Below are 16047 nucleotides of genomic sequence, written 5' to 3'. Positions count from 1 at the left end.
AAATGAAGATTTTCAAGAAAGCGACTGTAGCGGCCTTGACGGCCGCGATGCTCACAGGGCTGCCGGCGGCGGCCAAGGAGATCGAACAGGTGGGTCGGCAGGCCTATCTGGAGGCCCTGAAGGACAAGAAGGTGATCTTTATTCCCCTGTCGCAGGGAATGGACCTGAACCAGGCCTGGACCGCCGTTTGGGAGCGTCACGCGGACCGTTACGGGTTCGAATTCCAGGTGCGGGATCCGAACATGGATACCGCCGCCGGTATCCGCGCCCTGCAGGGTGCGATTGCCGACCAACCTGACGTCCTGATCGTGCAGAACCCGGATGTTCAAACCTATGCCCGTGCCCTGAAACAGGCCCAGAAGGCAGGTATCAAGATCTTGCAGATCAACATGCAGTCGATCACCCAGACCGACAGCTATGTCGGCAATGACTGGATCGAGATGGGCCGGCTTGAGGCCGGGGAACTGGCACGGACGTGCCTGGCCGAAGGCGCACCTTCGAAAAAGATCGTCTGGCTGGCGGGTGTTCAGACCGGCGCCGCGAATATTTACATGCGCGAAGGGCTGGATCAGATACTGACCGAGAACCCCGAGCTTGAGCTCGTTTCGGACCAGCCGGCCGATTATGACAGCGAAAAGGCCCGTCAGATCACCGAGACGGTGTTGCAACAGCACCCCGATCTCTGCGGGATCATGGGCATCTGGGACAATGCTGAAGTGGGTGCAGGCGCGGCCGTCCTGGCCGCAGGCAAGCAGGACCAGGTCACCATCGTGACCAACGGGGCCGGGGCGCATACCGCCTGCGACAGCATCGACAAGGGGCTGTTGGACGTCGTTTACAACTTCAACGCGCCGATCCAGGCCGAGATCGCGGCCCAGCAGATTTCCGAGTTTCTGCAAAACCCCGAACGTCCCGCAGGGTCTGAACAGACGGTGTTCTTTGGCCCGATCACCCGCGTGGATGCGTCCAATGCGACCGGGCGCAACTGCTGGACCATCGACCAGCTGAAGTAAGGACTCCCGGAATGAGCTTCACGGAAACCCTTGTGCGATGGCGGTATCGGTTTTTGCCAGATCACGTCATGGGCGAATTGCTGAACAAGAAATGGTCAGACAGCGCGATCCCCTTTTTCGCGCTGGTGTTGATCATCGCGATCTTCGGGTCCATCGTGCCCCGGTTCTTCGACTTCGGCACCCTGTCCATTCTTTCCGCTCAGGTGGCGGAACTGGGGCTTATTGTCCTGGGATTGTCCATTGTGATGATCTCGGGTGGGATCGACCTTTCGGTCGGTTCCACCTTTGCCCTTACCGTAACCACCGCGCTCTATGTGATGAACGTGCAAGGGGCCGGTTTCACCACCGGCCTGCTGGCGACGCTGGGGGTCGGGGTGATCTGCGGCATGATCAACGGTCTGATGGTGGGCGTTCTGCGGATGCGGGCCTTCCTGACCACGCTGGTCACGCTGATCATCTATCGGTCGATCTTTGACATCGTCTTTCCCGAGGTGTCGACCGACATTGTCATGAACTATCCCGAGTCGGGCTGGTTCGAGTTTCTGGGTATCGGACAGGTCTGGGGGCTTCCGGTTTCATTCCTGCTGATGGCGGCAATCTCGGTCGCGCTGCATATCCTGCTGTCGCGCGGGCGTTATGGCTGGCGTCTGATGGCCGTGGGTGGCGCGCGCCGGTCGGCACATAATGCCGGGATCAACGTGCGCTGGACGGTATTTTCGGCCTATGTCGTCTGTTCCGCTTTCGTGGCTCTGGCGGCCTTTCTGTTCTCGGCCCGCATTGGGTCGGCGGCCTCTGACATCGGTGCGGGACTCGAGCTTCAGGCGCTGACCGCGACGGTGCTTGGCGGTATCTCGCTGGGCGGGGGGCGCGGATCGGTTTCCAAGGCCTTGATGGGGACGGTCTTCGTCCTCATGCTGTCGAACTCTCTGCTGTCTCTGGGTATTCCGGGGCCGGTCAACGCCTTGCTCCTGGGCCTGATCCTGGTTGCCGCCGTGTTCCTCGACGTGCGGTGGGTCAAGAACCGGCACAAACTGTTGCGCGCGGTCTATGTCTCGCCGACCTTCAACAAGATGCCCCCGGCGATTTCGACCGACGAAGGTCCGATGAAGCCCAATGACCGGCTGAAGGACGTGGGTGTCATCGGCCTGGGCATTCTCGATGGGGCCGAGGACGTGATCTTCGACCGCAACGACAACCTTTATACCGGCTCGCGCCATGGCGATATTCTGCGCTGGTTCCCGCCCGATTACACGCGACACGAGGTGTTTGCCCATATCGGCGGCGCGCCGATGGGCATGTTGTTCGACAAACAGGGCAACATGTCGGTCTGTGTTGGCGGCATGGGACTTTACCAGATCACGCCCGAGGGCGAGGTGAGCCTGCAAACCGCGGAAACCAACCGGAGTTGGACATCAGTCGCGGATGACTCGGTGATGAAGCTCGCAGATGATTGCGACGTGCTTCCCGATGGGCGGATCGTCTTTTCCGAGGCAACGGTCCGGTTCGAGATGCACGACTGGTATGCCGATGCATTGGAAAGCCGGGGCAATGGGCGGCTGATCTGCTTTGATCCCAAAACCAAGACAACGCGCACCATCCTGAACAACCTGATCTTTCCCAACGGAGTCTGCACCTCCTACGACGGAGAGTCGGTGCTCTTTGCCGAGAGCTGGGCTTGCCGGATCAACCGGTATTATTACGCAGGACCCAAGAAGGGACAGCTGGAGCGCGTGATCGAGGGCTTGCCGGGCTATCCCGACAATATCAACCGCGCGTCTGACGGGACTTATTGGCTTGCGCTCATGGGCTCGCGGACCCCGGCGCTGGACCTTTCGCTGGAGATGCCGGGCTTTCGCCGGCGCATGGCGCGGCGGGTGTCCGAGGACTCCTGGCTGATGCCGAACCTGAACACCGGCTGCGTCCTCAAGTTCAACGAAAAGGGGGAAATCCTGGAGAGCCTGTGGGATCTGGGCGGTCAGAAACACCCGATGATCACCTCGATGCGCGAACACAAGGGTACGCTCTATCTGTGCGGGATCTTCAACAACCGGATGGGGACGCTGAAACTGCCCGACGCGGACCAGGACTGGTGCGGGGTAGACACCTATTGGGGGAAACCTGCATGAATGCGATCCGACGTTTCATCGACCGTCGCCTGGGCCGCGGCGAGGCCGCAATCACGGTACCGATCCTGGACGGGCCGCTGATGCCCAACGCGGCGCTGGACGAGGCCGGGCGTTTTGCCCAAGTTCCCGATGCGGACAACCTTGTTGCCACAGACCAGGGGCTGGTCTGTTCCGCGGGGGCCGAGGTTCGGCGCCTGGACTGGGTCGAGGGCGTGGCAACCACGCTCCTGGACCTGCCCGCGCCGGTCAGCGCCATGGCCGGTGGCAAGGGCATGCTCGCCATCGGTGTCGACGGTCAGGGTGTCGTCATCCATGGCGGCCAGTTTGATGGCCATCGTTTTGACGGCATGGCAGGGGTGGGACCAAAGCACCCGACATCTCTGGCTTTTCTGGACGGGACCACCTTGCTTGCGACCGAGGGGTCGGAGGACAATGCGGCGGGCAACTGGCGCCGAGACCTGATGGAGAAACGCCGCAGCGGCAGCCTGTGGCGGCTGGATCTCGCCAGCGGCAAAGCCGCGCGTATCCTGGGCGGGCTGGGTTGGGCGTCCGGCGTGGCAATGACCGGGTCGCAACGGATCTGGATCGCCGAAAGCTGGCGGCACCGGATCCTTTCGGTCGACTTGGAGACCGGGCAAAGCACACCGGTTCTGGAGCATCTTCCGGCCTATCCTGCCCGCATCGCCCCGGCGGTGAACGCCGGCTATTGGCTGAGCTTCTACTCGGTGCGCAACCAGCTCGTGGAATTCATCCTGCGGGAGGATGCCTATCGCGGCCGGATGCTGGCGGAAGTGCCCGAAGCCTATTGGATGGCACCCTCGCTCTCCTCTGGAAACTCGTTCAGGGAACCGATGCAGGGCAGCCAGCTCAAGCAGATGGGCGTGCTGAAACCCTATGCAGCGACCCGCTCCTATGGGCTGGTGGTGCAATGCGACCCGAAGATGCGCGCGATCCGCAGCTTTCATTCGCGTGCGGACGGGGCGGCGCACGGCTGCGTCTCGGTCTGCGAACGGGGAGATGCACTTTATGTCGCCTCGCGCGGCGCGGGGCGGATCCTGCGACTTGACGACGTGGCACGGGAGGAGTGAGGCGTGGACAACATCATTGAAATGCAGGGCGCGACAAAATCCTTTGGCGGAATCGCCGCGTTCAAGGATATCGACTTCACGCTGCGCAAGGGCGAGATTCACGCTCTGCTGGGTGAGAACGGGGCCGGAAAATCGACACTGACCAAGGTCATGGCCGGGGTCTATCGGTTGAATGCCGGCAAGCTGTTGCTCGGCGGGACCGAGGTTAGCTTCGGGGCACCCTCGGAAGGGCTGCGCGCCGGGGTTGCCATGGTGTTCCAGGAAACCAACCTGGTGCCGGCAATGACCGTGGCGCAAAATATCTACCTGGGTGACGAAAAGGCGTTCAACCGGTTGCGCGGCCTATACATCGAAGCGCGGCAGTTCCTGGTCAGCATGGGATTTCAGGTTGATCCGACCGCCCAGGTTTCGACGCTGGGCGCGGCACAGAAGCAGATGGTCGAGATTGCCCGGGCGGTCCACCACAACGCGCGGGTCATCATCTTTGATGAACCCACCGCGACTCTCACGCCCGAGGAAAAGCGGCATTTCTTTTCGCTGATCGAACGGTTGAAGGCCAAGGGCGTCGCGATCGTCTTCATCAGCCACGCGCTGGAAGAGGCCCTGGAAGTCTCCGACCGGATCACGGTTCTGCGCGATGGCGAACTGGTGGCCACGGCCGATGCCACGGAATTCACGCGGGAATCCATTGTGCAAGCGATGGTCGGACGCAACCTGACAGAGACGCTGCATGGAGTCACCAAGCGCGAACCGCGCCCCTACGGTGAAAAGGTCCTGAGCGTCGAGAACCTGTCCTGCGCAGGGATCGTGCGCAATTCCTCGTTTTCCGTTTTCGGTGGGCAGGTCACGGGAATCTTCGGGCTGGTCGGCGCCGGGCGGACCGAGATGGCCAAGATCGTGTCCGGCGTGATGAAGCGCGACTTCATGCACGGCGGCGAGGTCCGGCTGAATGGCAAACCGGTGCGTTATCGCGTGCCGAGGCCGGCAATGCGGGACGGCATCGTCTATGTCACCGAAGACCGCAAGCACGATGGCTTCTTCGAAACCATGACCGCCGGTCAGAATATGCTGTTGGCGGAGCTGTCGACAGCCTCGAACCCGGTTACGCCCGTGACAATGAGCCGTGCGGCGGAACTGGCGCGGGAATGGGGTGGCAAACTGCACCTGCGCGCGATTTCGGAGCGGGCCCGGATGATCGAACTGTCGGGGGGCAACCAGCAGAAGGTGGTGATCGCGAAATCCCTGATCCAGAAGCCCAAGCTGATCATCTTCGACGAACCCACGCGCGGGGTCGACGTGGGGGCCATTGTCGAGATCCATCAATTGATCCAGGATCTGGCCGACCAGGGCCTTGCCGTGGTCGTGATTTCCTCCTACCTGCCCGAGATCATGGCCGTGTCGGATCGTATCCTGGTTGCGAAGCGGGGCAAGATCGTGGAAGAGATACTGGCATCTCAGGCGTCGGAAGAGAAGATCATGTTCGCGGCGGTCCACTGACCTTGCAGACATCATCTGGCTCTTCGGGCCGCCCCGAGATCCATGCGGCAAGGAGATCTGGTTGGCGATGAGCGCGAACAACGTCAACCTGAAACTCCTGCAGACCTTTTTGCTGGCGGCGGAGCATGGCAGCTTCCGCCGCGCCGCCGAAGAGAGCAACCGCTCGCCTTCTGCCGTGTCGATGCAGATCCGGGACTTGGAGGAACAGGTCGGCGTGAGCCTGTTCGTCCGCACGCCGCAATCAGCCAACCTGACCCCGTCCGGCGAAATGCTCTACGAGCAGGTACGCTCGGCGATGGCTGACGTTCAGACGGGTCTCGATCGGTTGTCGGATGTGGCGGCGCAACGGCGCAGCCACGTGAGCATCGGCTGCGCGCCGACGCTGGCCGCCACCCGGTTGGGCAATATCCTCGCAACGTTCAAGCTGCGCTATCCCCGGTCGGTCATCGACCTGAAGGAAACCCCGCCGATGGCTGCGTTGACCTTTCTGCAAGAGCAGGAAGTCGAGCTTTATGTCGGGCCGGAAGTTCCGAACATGACGGAATTCCATTTCGAGCCGATCCTGCGGGACCGATTTGCCGTTTGTGTTCCCACGGAATTCGATGAAGGGGCTGACGGGTTCTCACTGGCCGATATCGCGTCGTTCCCACTGATCCTGCTTGATCGTCAAACAGCGGCACGTGCGCTGCTGGATCGGATCGGTGGCGATGTCAAACTGAACATCCAGTACGAGGTGAAATACGCCTATACCGCGATGACTCTGGCCGCCGCCGGGTTGGGAGTGGCGGTGGTTCCCTTTATTGCCGTCCCGATGTTGCCGGCCACGTCCTTTCGGGTCGTCCCTCTGCTGGATGATGGGGCCGAACGCGCGGTGGGGATCATCACCGCGCGTGGCTATGTGCATCACAACTATTCCGAACAATTGATGGAGCTTATCCGAACCGAGTTACGCCGCGATGCCAATGACGCCTGTTGAGAACCCGAGAGGCTCTCAATCCGCGTTGATCCAGATCGCCTTGGTATCGAGGTATTCTTCCATGTGCTCGGTGCCGCCCTCGCGGCCGTAGCCGGACATCTTGACGCCGCCGAAGGGCACCGCCGGGTCGATGGCGTGGTACATGTTGACCCAGACCGAGCCCGCCTTGAGCCGGTGCGCCAGCTTGTGCGCGGTGCCCAGGTGGGTCGAGAACACGCCGGCGGCCAGCCCGTAGGGGGTGGCATTGGCGCGCTCGACCACCTCGTCGATGGTGTCGAAGGGCAGCGCCGAGATCACCGGGCCGAAGATTTCCTCGCGCGCGATGGTCATCTCGTCGGTCACGCCCCCGAACACGGTGGGCTGAAAGAAATGGCCGCCGTCAAGCCCCGCGCCCTCGGCCCGGGCGCCACCGGTGAGCACCTCGGCCCCCTCTTGCGGCCCGGCGGCGAGGTATCCGGCGATGCGCTCGGCCTGCCGCGCCGAGATGATCGGACCGATATCCGTGCCCTCCTCGACGCCGTGGCCGATCCGCAGGTTGGCGGCATAATCGGCCACCCGGCGCAGGAACTCGTCATGGATCTCGCGCGCCACGAACAGGCGCGAACCGGCGATGCAGATCTGCCCGGAATTGGCGAAAACCGCCATCGCCGCGACCGGCACGGCCTTGTCGATATCGGCATCGCGGCAGACGATCACCGGGGATTTCCCGCCCAGCTCGAGCGAGACCCGCTTGAGGTTGCCGGTGGCCGCCCGGGCGATGGCCTGCCCGGTGGCGGTGGATCCGGTAAAGACGATCTTGTCGACGCCGGGATGCGCGGCCAGCGCCGCGCCGGCGTCGGCGCCATGGCCGGTGACGATGTTGAGCACCCCGTCGGGCAGCCCGGCCTCCTGCATGATCTTCGCGATCAGCAGCACGGTGAGCGAGGCCTCTTCCGAGGGTTTCAGGATCACGGTGCAGCCGGTGGCAAGCGCCGGCGCGATCTTCCAGATCGACCCGGCGATCGGGGCGTTCCACGGGATGATGGCCCCGACCACCCCAACCGGTTCGCGCACGGTCTGCGAATAGATCTCGCCCGGGAAGGAGTTGGGGATGGTCTCGCCATGGATCGCCACCGCCTGCCCCGCGTAAAAACGCAGCATGCCCAGAACCCGGCGGCTGTTGGCCAGGGTGCGCTGGATCGGCATGCCCATGTCGAGCGTATCGGACAGGCAGAGGGTTTCCCATTCTTCCTCGAACTTGTCGGCAATGCGCAGCAACAGCGCCTGCCGTTCGAAGGGGGTGAATTTGGACCACGGCCCCTCGAAGGCCGCGCGCGCGGCCACGACGGCGGCGTCGATATCGGCGGCCTCGCCCTTGGGCACCGTGGCCAGCAGCGAACCATCTGCGGGGTTACGCGCCTCGATCACCGCGCCGGAGCGCGCCTCGCACCATTGACCACCGATGAACATGGGGCGAAAGCCGCCGTTGTAGAGCGCGGTCGCGCGGTCTTGCCAGTTTGTCATTCGTCTCCCTCCGCCTGATGGCGCCTCCGATCCGGTGGACGATCATGCGTCGGCCGCGTCGGGCTCACAAACGGGGAAAGCTGATACCCCGTTCAGATAATGCGATGCCCCGAGGAACGGGCACTGTCAGCCGGGATCGGCGATCGCCGCTGACCGTGAGTGATTGGCGAGGTTCCGACAACACCGGCACCGCAAGGTGACGAAACCGCCAAGCAATTTCAGCCTGATGCAACAAATCGCGGTTCAATCCGAATTGCCCACGGAGGACTTGTTCTTGCCTTTGCGAGGGAGGGTCCGCACCAGGGCGCGCACCCCGTCGAAAGAAAACCTAATCCTGCGTTCAGATAATCGGACTGTCCAAGTTGCCGGCTTTTTCCCATGGTCCGTGACGCGAGAGGCGCCGTGGGCGTCACAGGTCCGGTCGACCTGTTGACCCGGCAGAAGCAGGGGGCGCCGTTGCCGGCGTTCTGGAGGAGGAGTAGAGATGAAAGACAGTTACGAGATTGCGGTCGTGCATGGCGACGGCATCGGCCCGGAAGTGTGCGGCGCGGCCATCGAGGTTCTCGATGCAACGCTCGGTACGGGCATCCTGCGGTTTATCGAGTATCCAGCCGGAGCAGAGCATTTCCTTGCCACCGGTGAAAGCCTGCCTGAGAAGACGGCGCAAGCCTGTCGCGCGGCCGACGCCATCTTGCATGGCGCCGCTGGCCTGCCGGGTGCGGTCCATCCTGATGGCACCGAGGCCGGGGTCGATTTTTCGCTCAAGCTACGCTTTGGCCTCGACCTCTATGCCAATATCCGGCCCATCCGCCTGTATGACGGGGTCGAGAGCGCGCTGGTCGGCATCCCGGCTGGCGGAATCGACTATGTCATCGTTCGCGAGAACAGCGAGGGCCTCTATGCCGCGCGCGGCGCCGGCTCGGTGCTGCGGGGTGACGTGGCGGTCGATACGTTGGTCCAGACCCGCAAGGGGATCGAAAGGATCGTGCGCAAGGCGTTTGAACTGGCACGCCTGTCCGATGGCGCCCCGGCGGATGGGGTTCGCCGCGTGACCTGTTGCGACAAGGCAAACGTGTTGCGCAGCTATGCGTTCTTTCGTGCGGTTTTTGACGAAGTCGCCAAGGACTACCCGGAAATCGAGGCGGAACATGTGATCGTCGATGCGATGACCATGTATCTTGTCCAGCGTCCGGGCCATTTCAACATCATCGTAACCGAGAACATGTTCGGCGACATTCTGTCCGATCTGGCGGCGGCAACCATCGGGGGCCTTGGCATGGCGCCCTCGGCCGAAGTGGGTGCCGACAATGGGCTGTTCCAGCCTTCGCACGGGTCGGCACCGGATATTGCCGGGCGGGGAATCGCGAACCCCTATGGCATGGTGCTCTCCGCTGCGGCGATGCTTGATTGGCTGGGGCGCAAGCATGACGATAAGCGGCTCCTGGACGCGGGAGGCCGAATCCGCCGCGTCACCGAGGGCGCGTTGAGCGCGGGCTGTCTCACCACTGATCTGAAGGGCAGCGCGACGACGCGGGAGGTGACGGATTTCCTGTGCCAGGCGTTGGCGTCCAAAGAACCCATCACCGCATGAAGCAGCCCTGTTGAAGAGTGGTTGAAAGGCCAACGGCGCCTCGACCCGATATCTTCGAGGACGCCTTCCCTTTCGGCGTTTATGCCCGTGCCGTCCGCTCCCCGTGACGGGAGGAGGAGGTCCGGTCGGCCGGCCACGCGCCGGCCTTGGCACAAGGTGTGTGCGAGGGCGCGGTGGCGTTCCAATGCGCAACCGACGAGACGGACGATGCGCGCTAAACCCTATCGCTCGCCGCGCCGATAGGGTTGCATCAGCGCCTGTGGCACCCGCGCCCTACGCGCCATCACGATCAGCGCCACGATGGACAGGACATAGGGCAGCATCAGGAACAACTGATAGGGCACGCCCTCGACCACGGTTTGCAGGCGCAGCTGAAACGCATCGAAGAACGCGAAAAGCAGGGCCCCCAACAGGGCCCGCGCCGGGTTCCACGACGCAAAGACCACCAGCGCCACGCAGATCCAGCCGCGCCCCTGCACCATCGTCGGGAAGAACGAGTTGAAGGCGGCGAGGGTCAGGAAGGCGCCGGCCATGCCCATCAGGGCCGACCCCGCCATGATGGTGCCGATGCGCAGCCAGATCGGGTCGATCCCCTGCGCGTCGACCGCATGCGGATTCTCGCCCGCCATGCGGATCGCGAGGCCAAGCGGCGTGCGGTAAAGGAGCCATACCAGCATCCCGACCAGGACTAGGGCCAGGTATGTTGGGGCGGTCTGGTTGAACAGCACCGGCCCGATGAACGGCACATCCGACAGCAGCGGGATGTCGAGCGGCCGGAACGGCTCGATCGTCGGCGGAGACGAAGCCGTCGGGACAGCAAGGCGGAAGACGTAGTATGAGAAACTGGACGCGAAAAGCGTGATGCCGAGACCCGTCACATGCTGGCTGAGGCCAAGCGGCACGGTCAGCAGCGCGTGCAGGAATCCGAACATCGCCCCGCCAAGCGCCGCGACCAGCATGCCGGTCCAGAGATCCCCGCCGGAATAGACGGTCAGCCAGCCCAGCATGGCGCCGAAGGTCATGATCCCCTCGATCCCGAGGTTCAGCACCCCCACCCTTTCGCAAAGCAGAACGCCGAGCGTTCCGAAGATCAGCGGCGTGGCAATGCGCAGCACGGCCTCCCACATGCCGACCGAGCCGAGGATATCGAACAGAACACTCATCTTCGCACCCGGTATTGTGCCAGAAAGATCGCGACCAGCATGGTCAGCAGCGATAGGGCCACGGTGACGTCCGCGATGTAGGAAGGGATCGACAGCGCGCGTGACATGCTGTCGGCGCCAACGAACATGATGGCCGAGAACAGCGCGGCAAAGATCGCCCCGATCGGGTTGAGGTTGGCCAGCATCGCGATGACGATCCCGGAATAGCCATAGTTGGGCGACAGGTCGGTGGTGACATAGCCCTTGACCCCCATGACCTCGATCGCCCCGGCAAGGCCCGCCAGCCCGCCCGACAGGCAGGCCACCATGACAAGGGTCCGGCCAAGCGGCACGCCGGCAAAGGCGGCGGCGCGGGGGTTCAGCCCGGCGGCGCGGGCGCGGATGCCGAAGACCGTGCGCGATTGCAGCCACCAGACCGCGACGGCCATGGCCAGCGCGATCAGCAGGCCGACGTGGAGGCGGGTGCGCTCGACCAGCTTGGGCAGGACGGCGCTGTCGGGCACAGGCACCGACTGCGGCCAGCCAAAGGCAAGGGGGTCCTTCATCGCCCCTTCGATCATCAACGACACGAACAGCACCGCGACGAAGTTCAGCAACAGGGTCGTCACCACCTCGTCGACGCCGAACTTCAACCGCAGACCGAGCGGGATGAGCAACAAGACCATGCCCGCCACGGCCCCCACCAGCAGGCACAATACGATGGCCAGACCCGCAGGCATGACCGCCACAGCCGGGATCATCCCGAAGGCCGCCACCCCCAGCGCGCCGAGATAGAACTGCCCCTCGCCGCCGATATTCCACAGCCGCGCCCGGAACGCGACCGCCGCCGCCAACCCGGTCAGGATGAGCGGCGTCGCCCGCGTCAACATCTCGGACAGCCCAAGGCGCGATCCGAAGGCCCCCTTGAGGATCAGCGCATAGGCGCGAAAGGGGGACGCCCCCGCGATCAGGATCAACAGCCCCGCCACGATGAGCGCCGCCAATATGGCGCCGATCGGGGCGATGATCGTCAGCAGGCGTGACGGGTGCTCCCGACGTTCAAACCGCATGCGTTGTCTCCGCCTCGATGGCCCCGGCCGCGGACCAGTCGCCCGCCATCATCAACCCCAGGATCTGCGCATTCGCCCGATCCGCCGGGATGGCCGGCGACAGCCTGCCGCCAACGATGGCGCGGATCCGGTCCGACAGCGCAATCACCTCGTCCAGGTCCTCCGAGATCAACAGCACCCCTGCCCCGCGTCCCCGCGCCTCGAGCAGACGTTCGTGAACGCCCGCGATGGCCCCTTCGTCCAGACCCCGGCTGGGCTGCGCCGCAACAAGGATATCCGGTTCGGCATCCAGAACGCGCCCAAGAATGATTTTCTGCATGTTTCCACCCGACAGCAGCCGAATGCGCCCGTCGACCGTGGCGCCGCGCACGTCATGCGCCTTTATGATCTTTTCCGTGGCCGCACGGGCGGCGGCACGGCGGACCATCCCGCGAGACGAGAAGTCTGGCGACCAGATCCGTTCCAGCACCACGTTTTCCCAGGTGGTCATGTCGCCGATCGTACCCTCGGCGTTGCGGTCCTCGGGGATGCGCCCGATACCGGCCGAGATGGCATGGGGAACGTCAAAGACAGTGACCTGCTGACCATCGACCATGAGCGCGCCGCTGTCCGGTGGATAAAGGCCGGACACCAGCCCGGCGAGGGTTGTCTGGCCGTTTCCGGAGACCCCGATGATGCCGAGTGTTTCTCCGGCCCGCAAACGGAACGACACGTCGTGCAGCGACGCGCCGCCCTTGCCCGACAGGCTCAGATCGACCCCTTCGAGCAGGACCTTGCCCGGTGTCGCGGGCGGGCGCGACGGACGGTCGACCTTGCGTCCGACCATCAGCTCGGCCAGCTCTTCCTTGGTGGTCTCGCTTGTGCGCCGCGTGGCCACCACCCTGCCCTGTCTCAGCACGACAACCCGGTCCGAGGCCGACATGACCTCGTGCAGTTTGTGGCTGATGAAGATCAGCGACAGCCCGTTCTCGGTCATCTGGCGCAGCGTGGCGAAAAGGCTCTCGGCCTCCTGCGCGGTCAGCACGGCGGTCGGCTCGTCCAGGATCAGGATATGCGCGTCGTTATACAGCGCCTTGAGGATCTCGACCCGCTGGCATTCCCCGACCGACAGATCCGAGACACGGGCATCCGGGTCGACCTTCAGGCCGAACCTCTCGGACAGGGCGACCAGCTTGGCCCGCCCCGCCGCCCGGTCCGAGCGCAGCTTCCACAGGGGTTCGGTGCCGGTCATCACGTTGTCCAGAACGGTGAGGTTCGGGGCCAGCGCGAAATGCTGGTGCACCATGCCGACGCCCGCCCGGATCGCCGCGCGGGACCGGCCCGGCGGCAGTTCGGCCCCTTCGACCCGAACCGTGCCCTCGTCGGCAACGTAGTGACCGAAAAGGATCGACATGAGCGTGGTCTTCCCGGCCCCGTTTTCCCCCAGGAGCGCGACGATCTCTCCCTTGTCGAGATGCAGCGACACGTTCTCGTTCGCGGTCACATGGCCGAACCGCTTGGTTATGCCGGAGAGGTCGAGCACGCGGGTCACAAGGCACCTCCGAAGAGCGGGATCGGATGCTGCCAGCGGCCCTCGGCCTCAAGCGCCGCGCCAAGCGTCAGCAGCCGCAGGTCACCCCCGAGCGGGGCGATCAGCTGCACCGGCAGCGGCAGACCGGCATCATCTGCGCCGAAGGGCAGCGAAAGGGCCGGGGCGCCGGTGACGTTGGCGAGGGCCGCGAAAGGGGCAAAACCATCCATCCGTTCAATTTGCGTGGCCCCGTCGCGATGGTCCATCGGAAAAGCGCCAAGCGGCGGCGGCGCCGAGGACAACATCGGCAACAAAAGCACATCGACCCGGTCGAACACGGACCAGAGCTTGTAGGCGGCGGCCGCCCCGCCCTCCTGGGCGGCCCATAGCTCGGGTGCGGTCATGGACAGGCCACGCTCGATGAACGCCTGGGTCAGTGGCTCGGTCTGTGCGGGGTCGAGGCCGGAGGTCGCCAACGTCGCCAGGTTCGCGGCGATGATCCGTTCAAAGGCGCGGGCCGAGGCGCGGCGGATCGGGGAGAGGTCAGCGGCCGGAATGTCGATCAACACATGACCGGCCTTCTCAAGTGCGGCGGCGGCGGCGGGGATGGCTGCGGCGCGCGTGGGGTCGATCCCGCGCGCATCCGATACCACGCCGATCCGCAACGGGACCTTGTCCGCGAACTGGGCCGGGTCGGGATAAGGCCCTCGCGCCCCGCCTGTCACGCAGGGCCAGAGCGCCTGCGCGTCCCGGACCGATCGCGTGACCGCGAATTCCGTGGCGATTCCCCCCAGGTGATTGCCAAAGCCCGGACCTGCAGGAATGGCCCCCCGCGACGGTTTCAGCCCGACCAGCCCGCAACAGGCGGCCGGCACCCGGATCGAGCCGCCCGCGTCGGTCGCATGGGCCAACGGCACGATTCCCGCGGCGACCGCCACCGCACTGCCGCCCGACGATCCTCCGGCAATCCGCGACGGGTCGAACGGATTGCGGCAGATCGGTCCGACGGCGGGTTCACTCGACAGAGACAAGCCGAACTCAGGCACCGTTGTCGCGCCGAAGGGCCGGAACCCGGCACCGCGAAACCGCACCGCAAGATCACTGTCCGAGGCGCCCTTCATCCGGGCCAGCGCTGCCGATCCGGCCCGCATCGGGATACCGGCAAAGGGGCCGCCCAGGTCCTTCACCAAAAGCGGCACACCGGAAAACGGCCCGGCCTGCGCCTCTGACACCTCCGCGTCCGGAGCCTGCCAACAGACCGCCCCCAGATCCGCGACCGCGTCCAGCCGGGCGCGGGCGGCGGCCATGGCATCCGCAGCGGTCAGACGCCCCTCCGTGATCGCCTTCGCCAGACCGACGGCATCGTCATTCATCCGGGTCATCTTGGGCACCTTTGCTGATCCCGCCCGGCACCCGGGCGGGGCAGTCTATGTTGCCCGAAAGAGCGCACCACGTCGTCTTACTTGGGCTCGTCGAAATTGCGCGGCACCTCGAACTCGCCCGCCTTGATCGCCGCGCGAACCTCTTCCATCTTCGCCACGGCGTCAGCCGGGGCCGCCCCTTCGACGTAGGCGATATCGTTGCCGCCGTCTTTCATCAGGCTGAGCGGGGTGTAGTTCTTGCCCGTCGGGTTGCCCGCAGCGGCATCGGCCACCGCGGAATCCAGCAGCGGGCGGAACGACCAGAGCGCATTGGCAAAGACGGTGTCGGGATAGCGCGGCGTGTAGTCGATCATCGACCCGACCGCCTTGATCCCGCGCTCCTTGGCGGCATCCGCCGTGCCGATCCGTTCGCCAAACAGAATATCCGCGCCGCTGTCGATCTGCGCCAGACCGGCTTCGCGGGCCTTGGGCGGATCGAAGAAGGTGCCGATGAAGCTGACCAGGTGTTTCACATCCGGGTTCACCGCCCGCGCGCCATCGGCAAAGCCGTTGATCAGCATGTTGACCTCGGGGATCGGAATCGCGCCGACGGAACCGACCGTGCCGGTCTCGGTCATCGCGCCCGCCAGCATGCCGCAGAGATAGGCCGCCTCCCAGTTCCAGGTGCCAAAGACGCCGAAATTGTCGCCCGCCGCTTCGCCCGACGACCCCATGAGGAACGCCGTGTCGGGATAATCGCCCGCGACGGTCCGCGCCTCGCGCTCGACCGCGTAGGATTCGCCGACGATCAGCGTGTGCCCGGCCTCGGCATATTCCCGCATGACGCGCGGATAGTCGGTTCCCGAGACCCCTTCCGAGAAGACATACTCGATCGACCCGTCCTCGTTCGCCGCCATCATCGCGGCATGCAGAACCGAGTTCCAGGTGTTCTCGACCGGAGAGGCATGAATGCCGGCGACTTTCAGAGGGGTCGATTGCGCCCTCAGAATGGACGGCGCGAAAAGGGTTGCCGCGCCAAGGGCAGCGCCCGTGCCCAGAAGACGGCGGCGATTGATAAGAAGTCGTGTCATCCGTGAAATTCCTTGTCCCTGTCTGCCCGGGACAGCACCGGGCGTGGTCTGGGTGCCCTTGAATGCAGCACCCGGCGAT

At 64.5% G+C, this 16047-nt stretch carries 12 protein-coding genes; 6 read left to right on the top strand and 6 right to left on the bottom strand.

The genetic code is table 11. The features are described 5' to 3' along the window. The first annotated feature begins 2 nt into the window (after positions 1-2). The 5 genes from ABWV23_RS12935 (at position 3) to ABWV23_RS12915 (ending at position 6700) form a co-directional block, all read left to right on the top strand. Entirely contained in the window at positions 3-1013 is a 1011-nt protein-coding gene (locus ABWV23_RS12935; RefSeq protein WP_353348369.1) for a sugar ABC transporter substrate-binding protein, read from the top strand. 11 nt (positions 1014-1024) lie between these two features. After that, on the top strand, positions 1025-3139 hold the full coding sequence (locus tag ABWV23_RS12930) for an ABC transporter permease (protein WP_353348367.1): 2115 nt from the start codon (positions 1025-1027) through the stop codon (positions 3137-3139). Continuing rightward, complete coding sequence (locus tag ABWV23_RS12925) at positions 3136-4227, top strand: NHL repeat-containing protein (protein WP_353348365.1); 1092 nt, start codon at positions 3136-3138, stop codon at positions 4225-4227. Before ABWV23_RS12930 ends, ABWV23_RS12925 begins: the two co-directional genes overlap by 4 nt. 3 nt (positions 4228-4230) lie before the next feature. After that, the gene (locus ABWV23_RS12920) at positions 4231-5724 is read left to right on the top strand and encodes a sugar ABC transporter ATP-binding protein (protein WP_353348364.1); all 1494 of its coding nucleotides are present in this window, start codon (positions 4231-4233) and stop codon (positions 5722-5724) included. 67 nt (positions 5725-5791) lie between these two features. Further along, positions 5792-6700 carry a LysR family transcriptional regulator gene (locus ABWV23_RS12915; RefSeq protein ID WP_353348362.1) on the top strand — a complete coding sequence of 303 codons (909 nt, stop codon included), beginning with the start codon at positions 5792-5794 and terminating at the stop codon, positions 6698-6700. A gap of 15 nt (positions 6701-6715) precedes the next feature. Here ABWV23_RS12915 and ABWV23_RS12910 read toward each other — a convergent pair whose 3' ends face one another. Next, positions 6716-8203 (bottom strand): aldehyde dehydrogenase family protein, encoded by a 1488-nt coding sequence (locus ABWV23_RS12910; RefSeq protein ID WP_353348360.1) that lies wholly within the window; start codon positions 8201-8203, stop codon positions 6716-6718. 484 nt (positions 8204-8687) lie between these two features. On the opposite strand from ABWV23_RS12910, the gene ABWV23_RS12905 reads away from it, so the two are divergent. Beyond that, positions 8688-9794, top strand: a complete 1107-nt coding sequence (locus tag ABWV23_RS12905; protein WP_353348358.1) for an isocitrate/isopropylmalate dehydrogenase family protein — start codon at positions 8688-8690, stop codon at positions 9792-9794. Positions 9795-10015: 221 nt separating this feature from the next. Here the strand turns inward: ABWV23_RS12905 and ABWV23_RS12900 are convergent, their stop codons facing one another. The 5 genes from ABWV23_RS12900 to ABWV23_RS12880 all read right to left on the bottom strand — a co-directional run bounded on the left by ABWV23_RS12900 (position 10016) and on the right by ABWV23_RS12880 (position 15968). Continuing rightward, a complete protein-coding gene (locus ABWV23_RS12900; protein ID WP_353348356.1) occupies positions 10016-10957 on the bottom strand; it encodes an ABC transporter permease in 942 nt (313 codons plus the stop codon). Beyond that, positions 10954-12006: an ABC transporter permease gene (locus tag ABWV23_RS12895; RefSeq protein WP_353348354.1), complete on the bottom strand. Its 1053-nt coding sequence runs from the start codon at positions 12004-12006 to the stop codon at positions 10954-10956. Before ABWV23_RS12895 ends, ABWV23_RS12900 begins: the two co-directional genes overlap by 4 nt. Then, a complete protein-coding gene (locus ABWV23_RS12890) occupies positions 11996-13537 on the bottom strand; it encodes an ABC transporter ATP-binding protein (protein ID WP_353348352.1) in 1542 nt (513 codons plus the stop codon). The genes ABWV23_RS12895 and ABWV23_RS12890 overlap by 11 nt, the downstream gene beginning before the upstream one ends. Next, positions 13534-14898: an amidase gene (locus ABWV23_RS12885; protein ID WP_353348350.1), complete on the bottom strand. Its 1365-nt coding sequence runs from the start codon at positions 14896-14898 to the stop codon at positions 13534-13536. The genes ABWV23_RS12890 and ABWV23_RS12885 overlap by 4 nt, the downstream gene beginning before the upstream one ends. A gap of 77 nt (positions 14899-14975) precedes the next feature. After that, a complete protein-coding gene (locus ABWV23_RS12880; RefSeq protein ID WP_353348348.1) occupies positions 14976-15968 on the bottom strand; it encodes a BMP family protein in 993 nt (330 codons plus the stop codon). Between the last annotated feature and the right edge of the window lie 79 nt (positions 15969-16047).

It is taken from the genome of Aquicoccus sp. SU-CL01552 (assembly GCF_040365005.1).
GTDB lineage: Bacteria > Pseudomonadota > Alphaproteobacteria > Rhodobacterales > Rhodobacteraceae > Antarcticimicrobium.
The sequence above is the reverse complement of the archived record's forward strand: the minus strand, read 5'-3'. Positions and strand labels throughout refer to the sequence as shown.

What these genes read in the sequence shown, in the direction of transcription:
- ABWV23_RS12935 (WP_353348369.1), top strand. Translation starts at nt 3, where the DNA reads ATGAAGATTTTCAAGAAAGCGACTGTAGCGGCCTTGACGGCCGCGATG.
- ABWV23_RS12930 (WP_353348367.1), top strand. Translation starts at nt 1,025, where the DNA reads ATGAGCTTCACGGAAACCCTTGTGCGATGGCGGTATCGGTTTTTGCCA.
- ABWV23_RS12925 (WP_353348365.1), top strand. Translation starts at nt 3,136, where the DNA reads ATGAATGCGATCCGACGTTTCATCGACCGTCGCCTGGGCCGCGGCGAG.
- ABWV23_RS12915 (WP_353348362.1), top strand. Translation starts at nt 5,792, where the DNA reads ATGAGCGCGAACAACGTCAACCTGAAACTCCTGCAGACCTTTTTGCTG.
- ABWV23_RS12910 (WP_353348360.1), bottom strand. Translation starts at nt 8,203, where the DNA reads ATGACAAACTGGCAAGACCGCGCGACCGCGCTCTACAACGGCGGCTTT.
- ABWV23_RS12905 (WP_353348358.1), top strand. Translation starts at nt 8,688, where the DNA reads ATGAAAGACAGTTACGAGATTGCGGTCGTGCATGGCGACGGCATCGGC.
- ABWV23_RS12900 (WP_353348356.1), bottom strand. Translation starts at nt 10,957, where the DNA reads ATGAGTGTTCTGTTCGATATCCTCGGCTCGGTCGGCATGTGGGAGGCC.
- ABWV23_RS12895 (WP_353348354.1), bottom strand. Translation starts at nt 12,006, where the DNA reads ATGCGGTTTGAACGTCGGGAGCACCCGTCACGCCTGCTGACGATCATC.
- ABWV23_RS12885 (WP_353348350.1), bottom strand. Translation starts at nt 14,898, where the DNA reads ATGACCCGGATGAATGACGATGCCGTCGGTCTGGCGAAGGCGATCACG.
- ABWV23_RS12880 (WP_353348348.1), bottom strand. Translation starts at nt 15,968, where the DNA reads ATGACACGACTTCTTATCAATCGCCGCCGTCTTCTGGGCACGGGCGCT.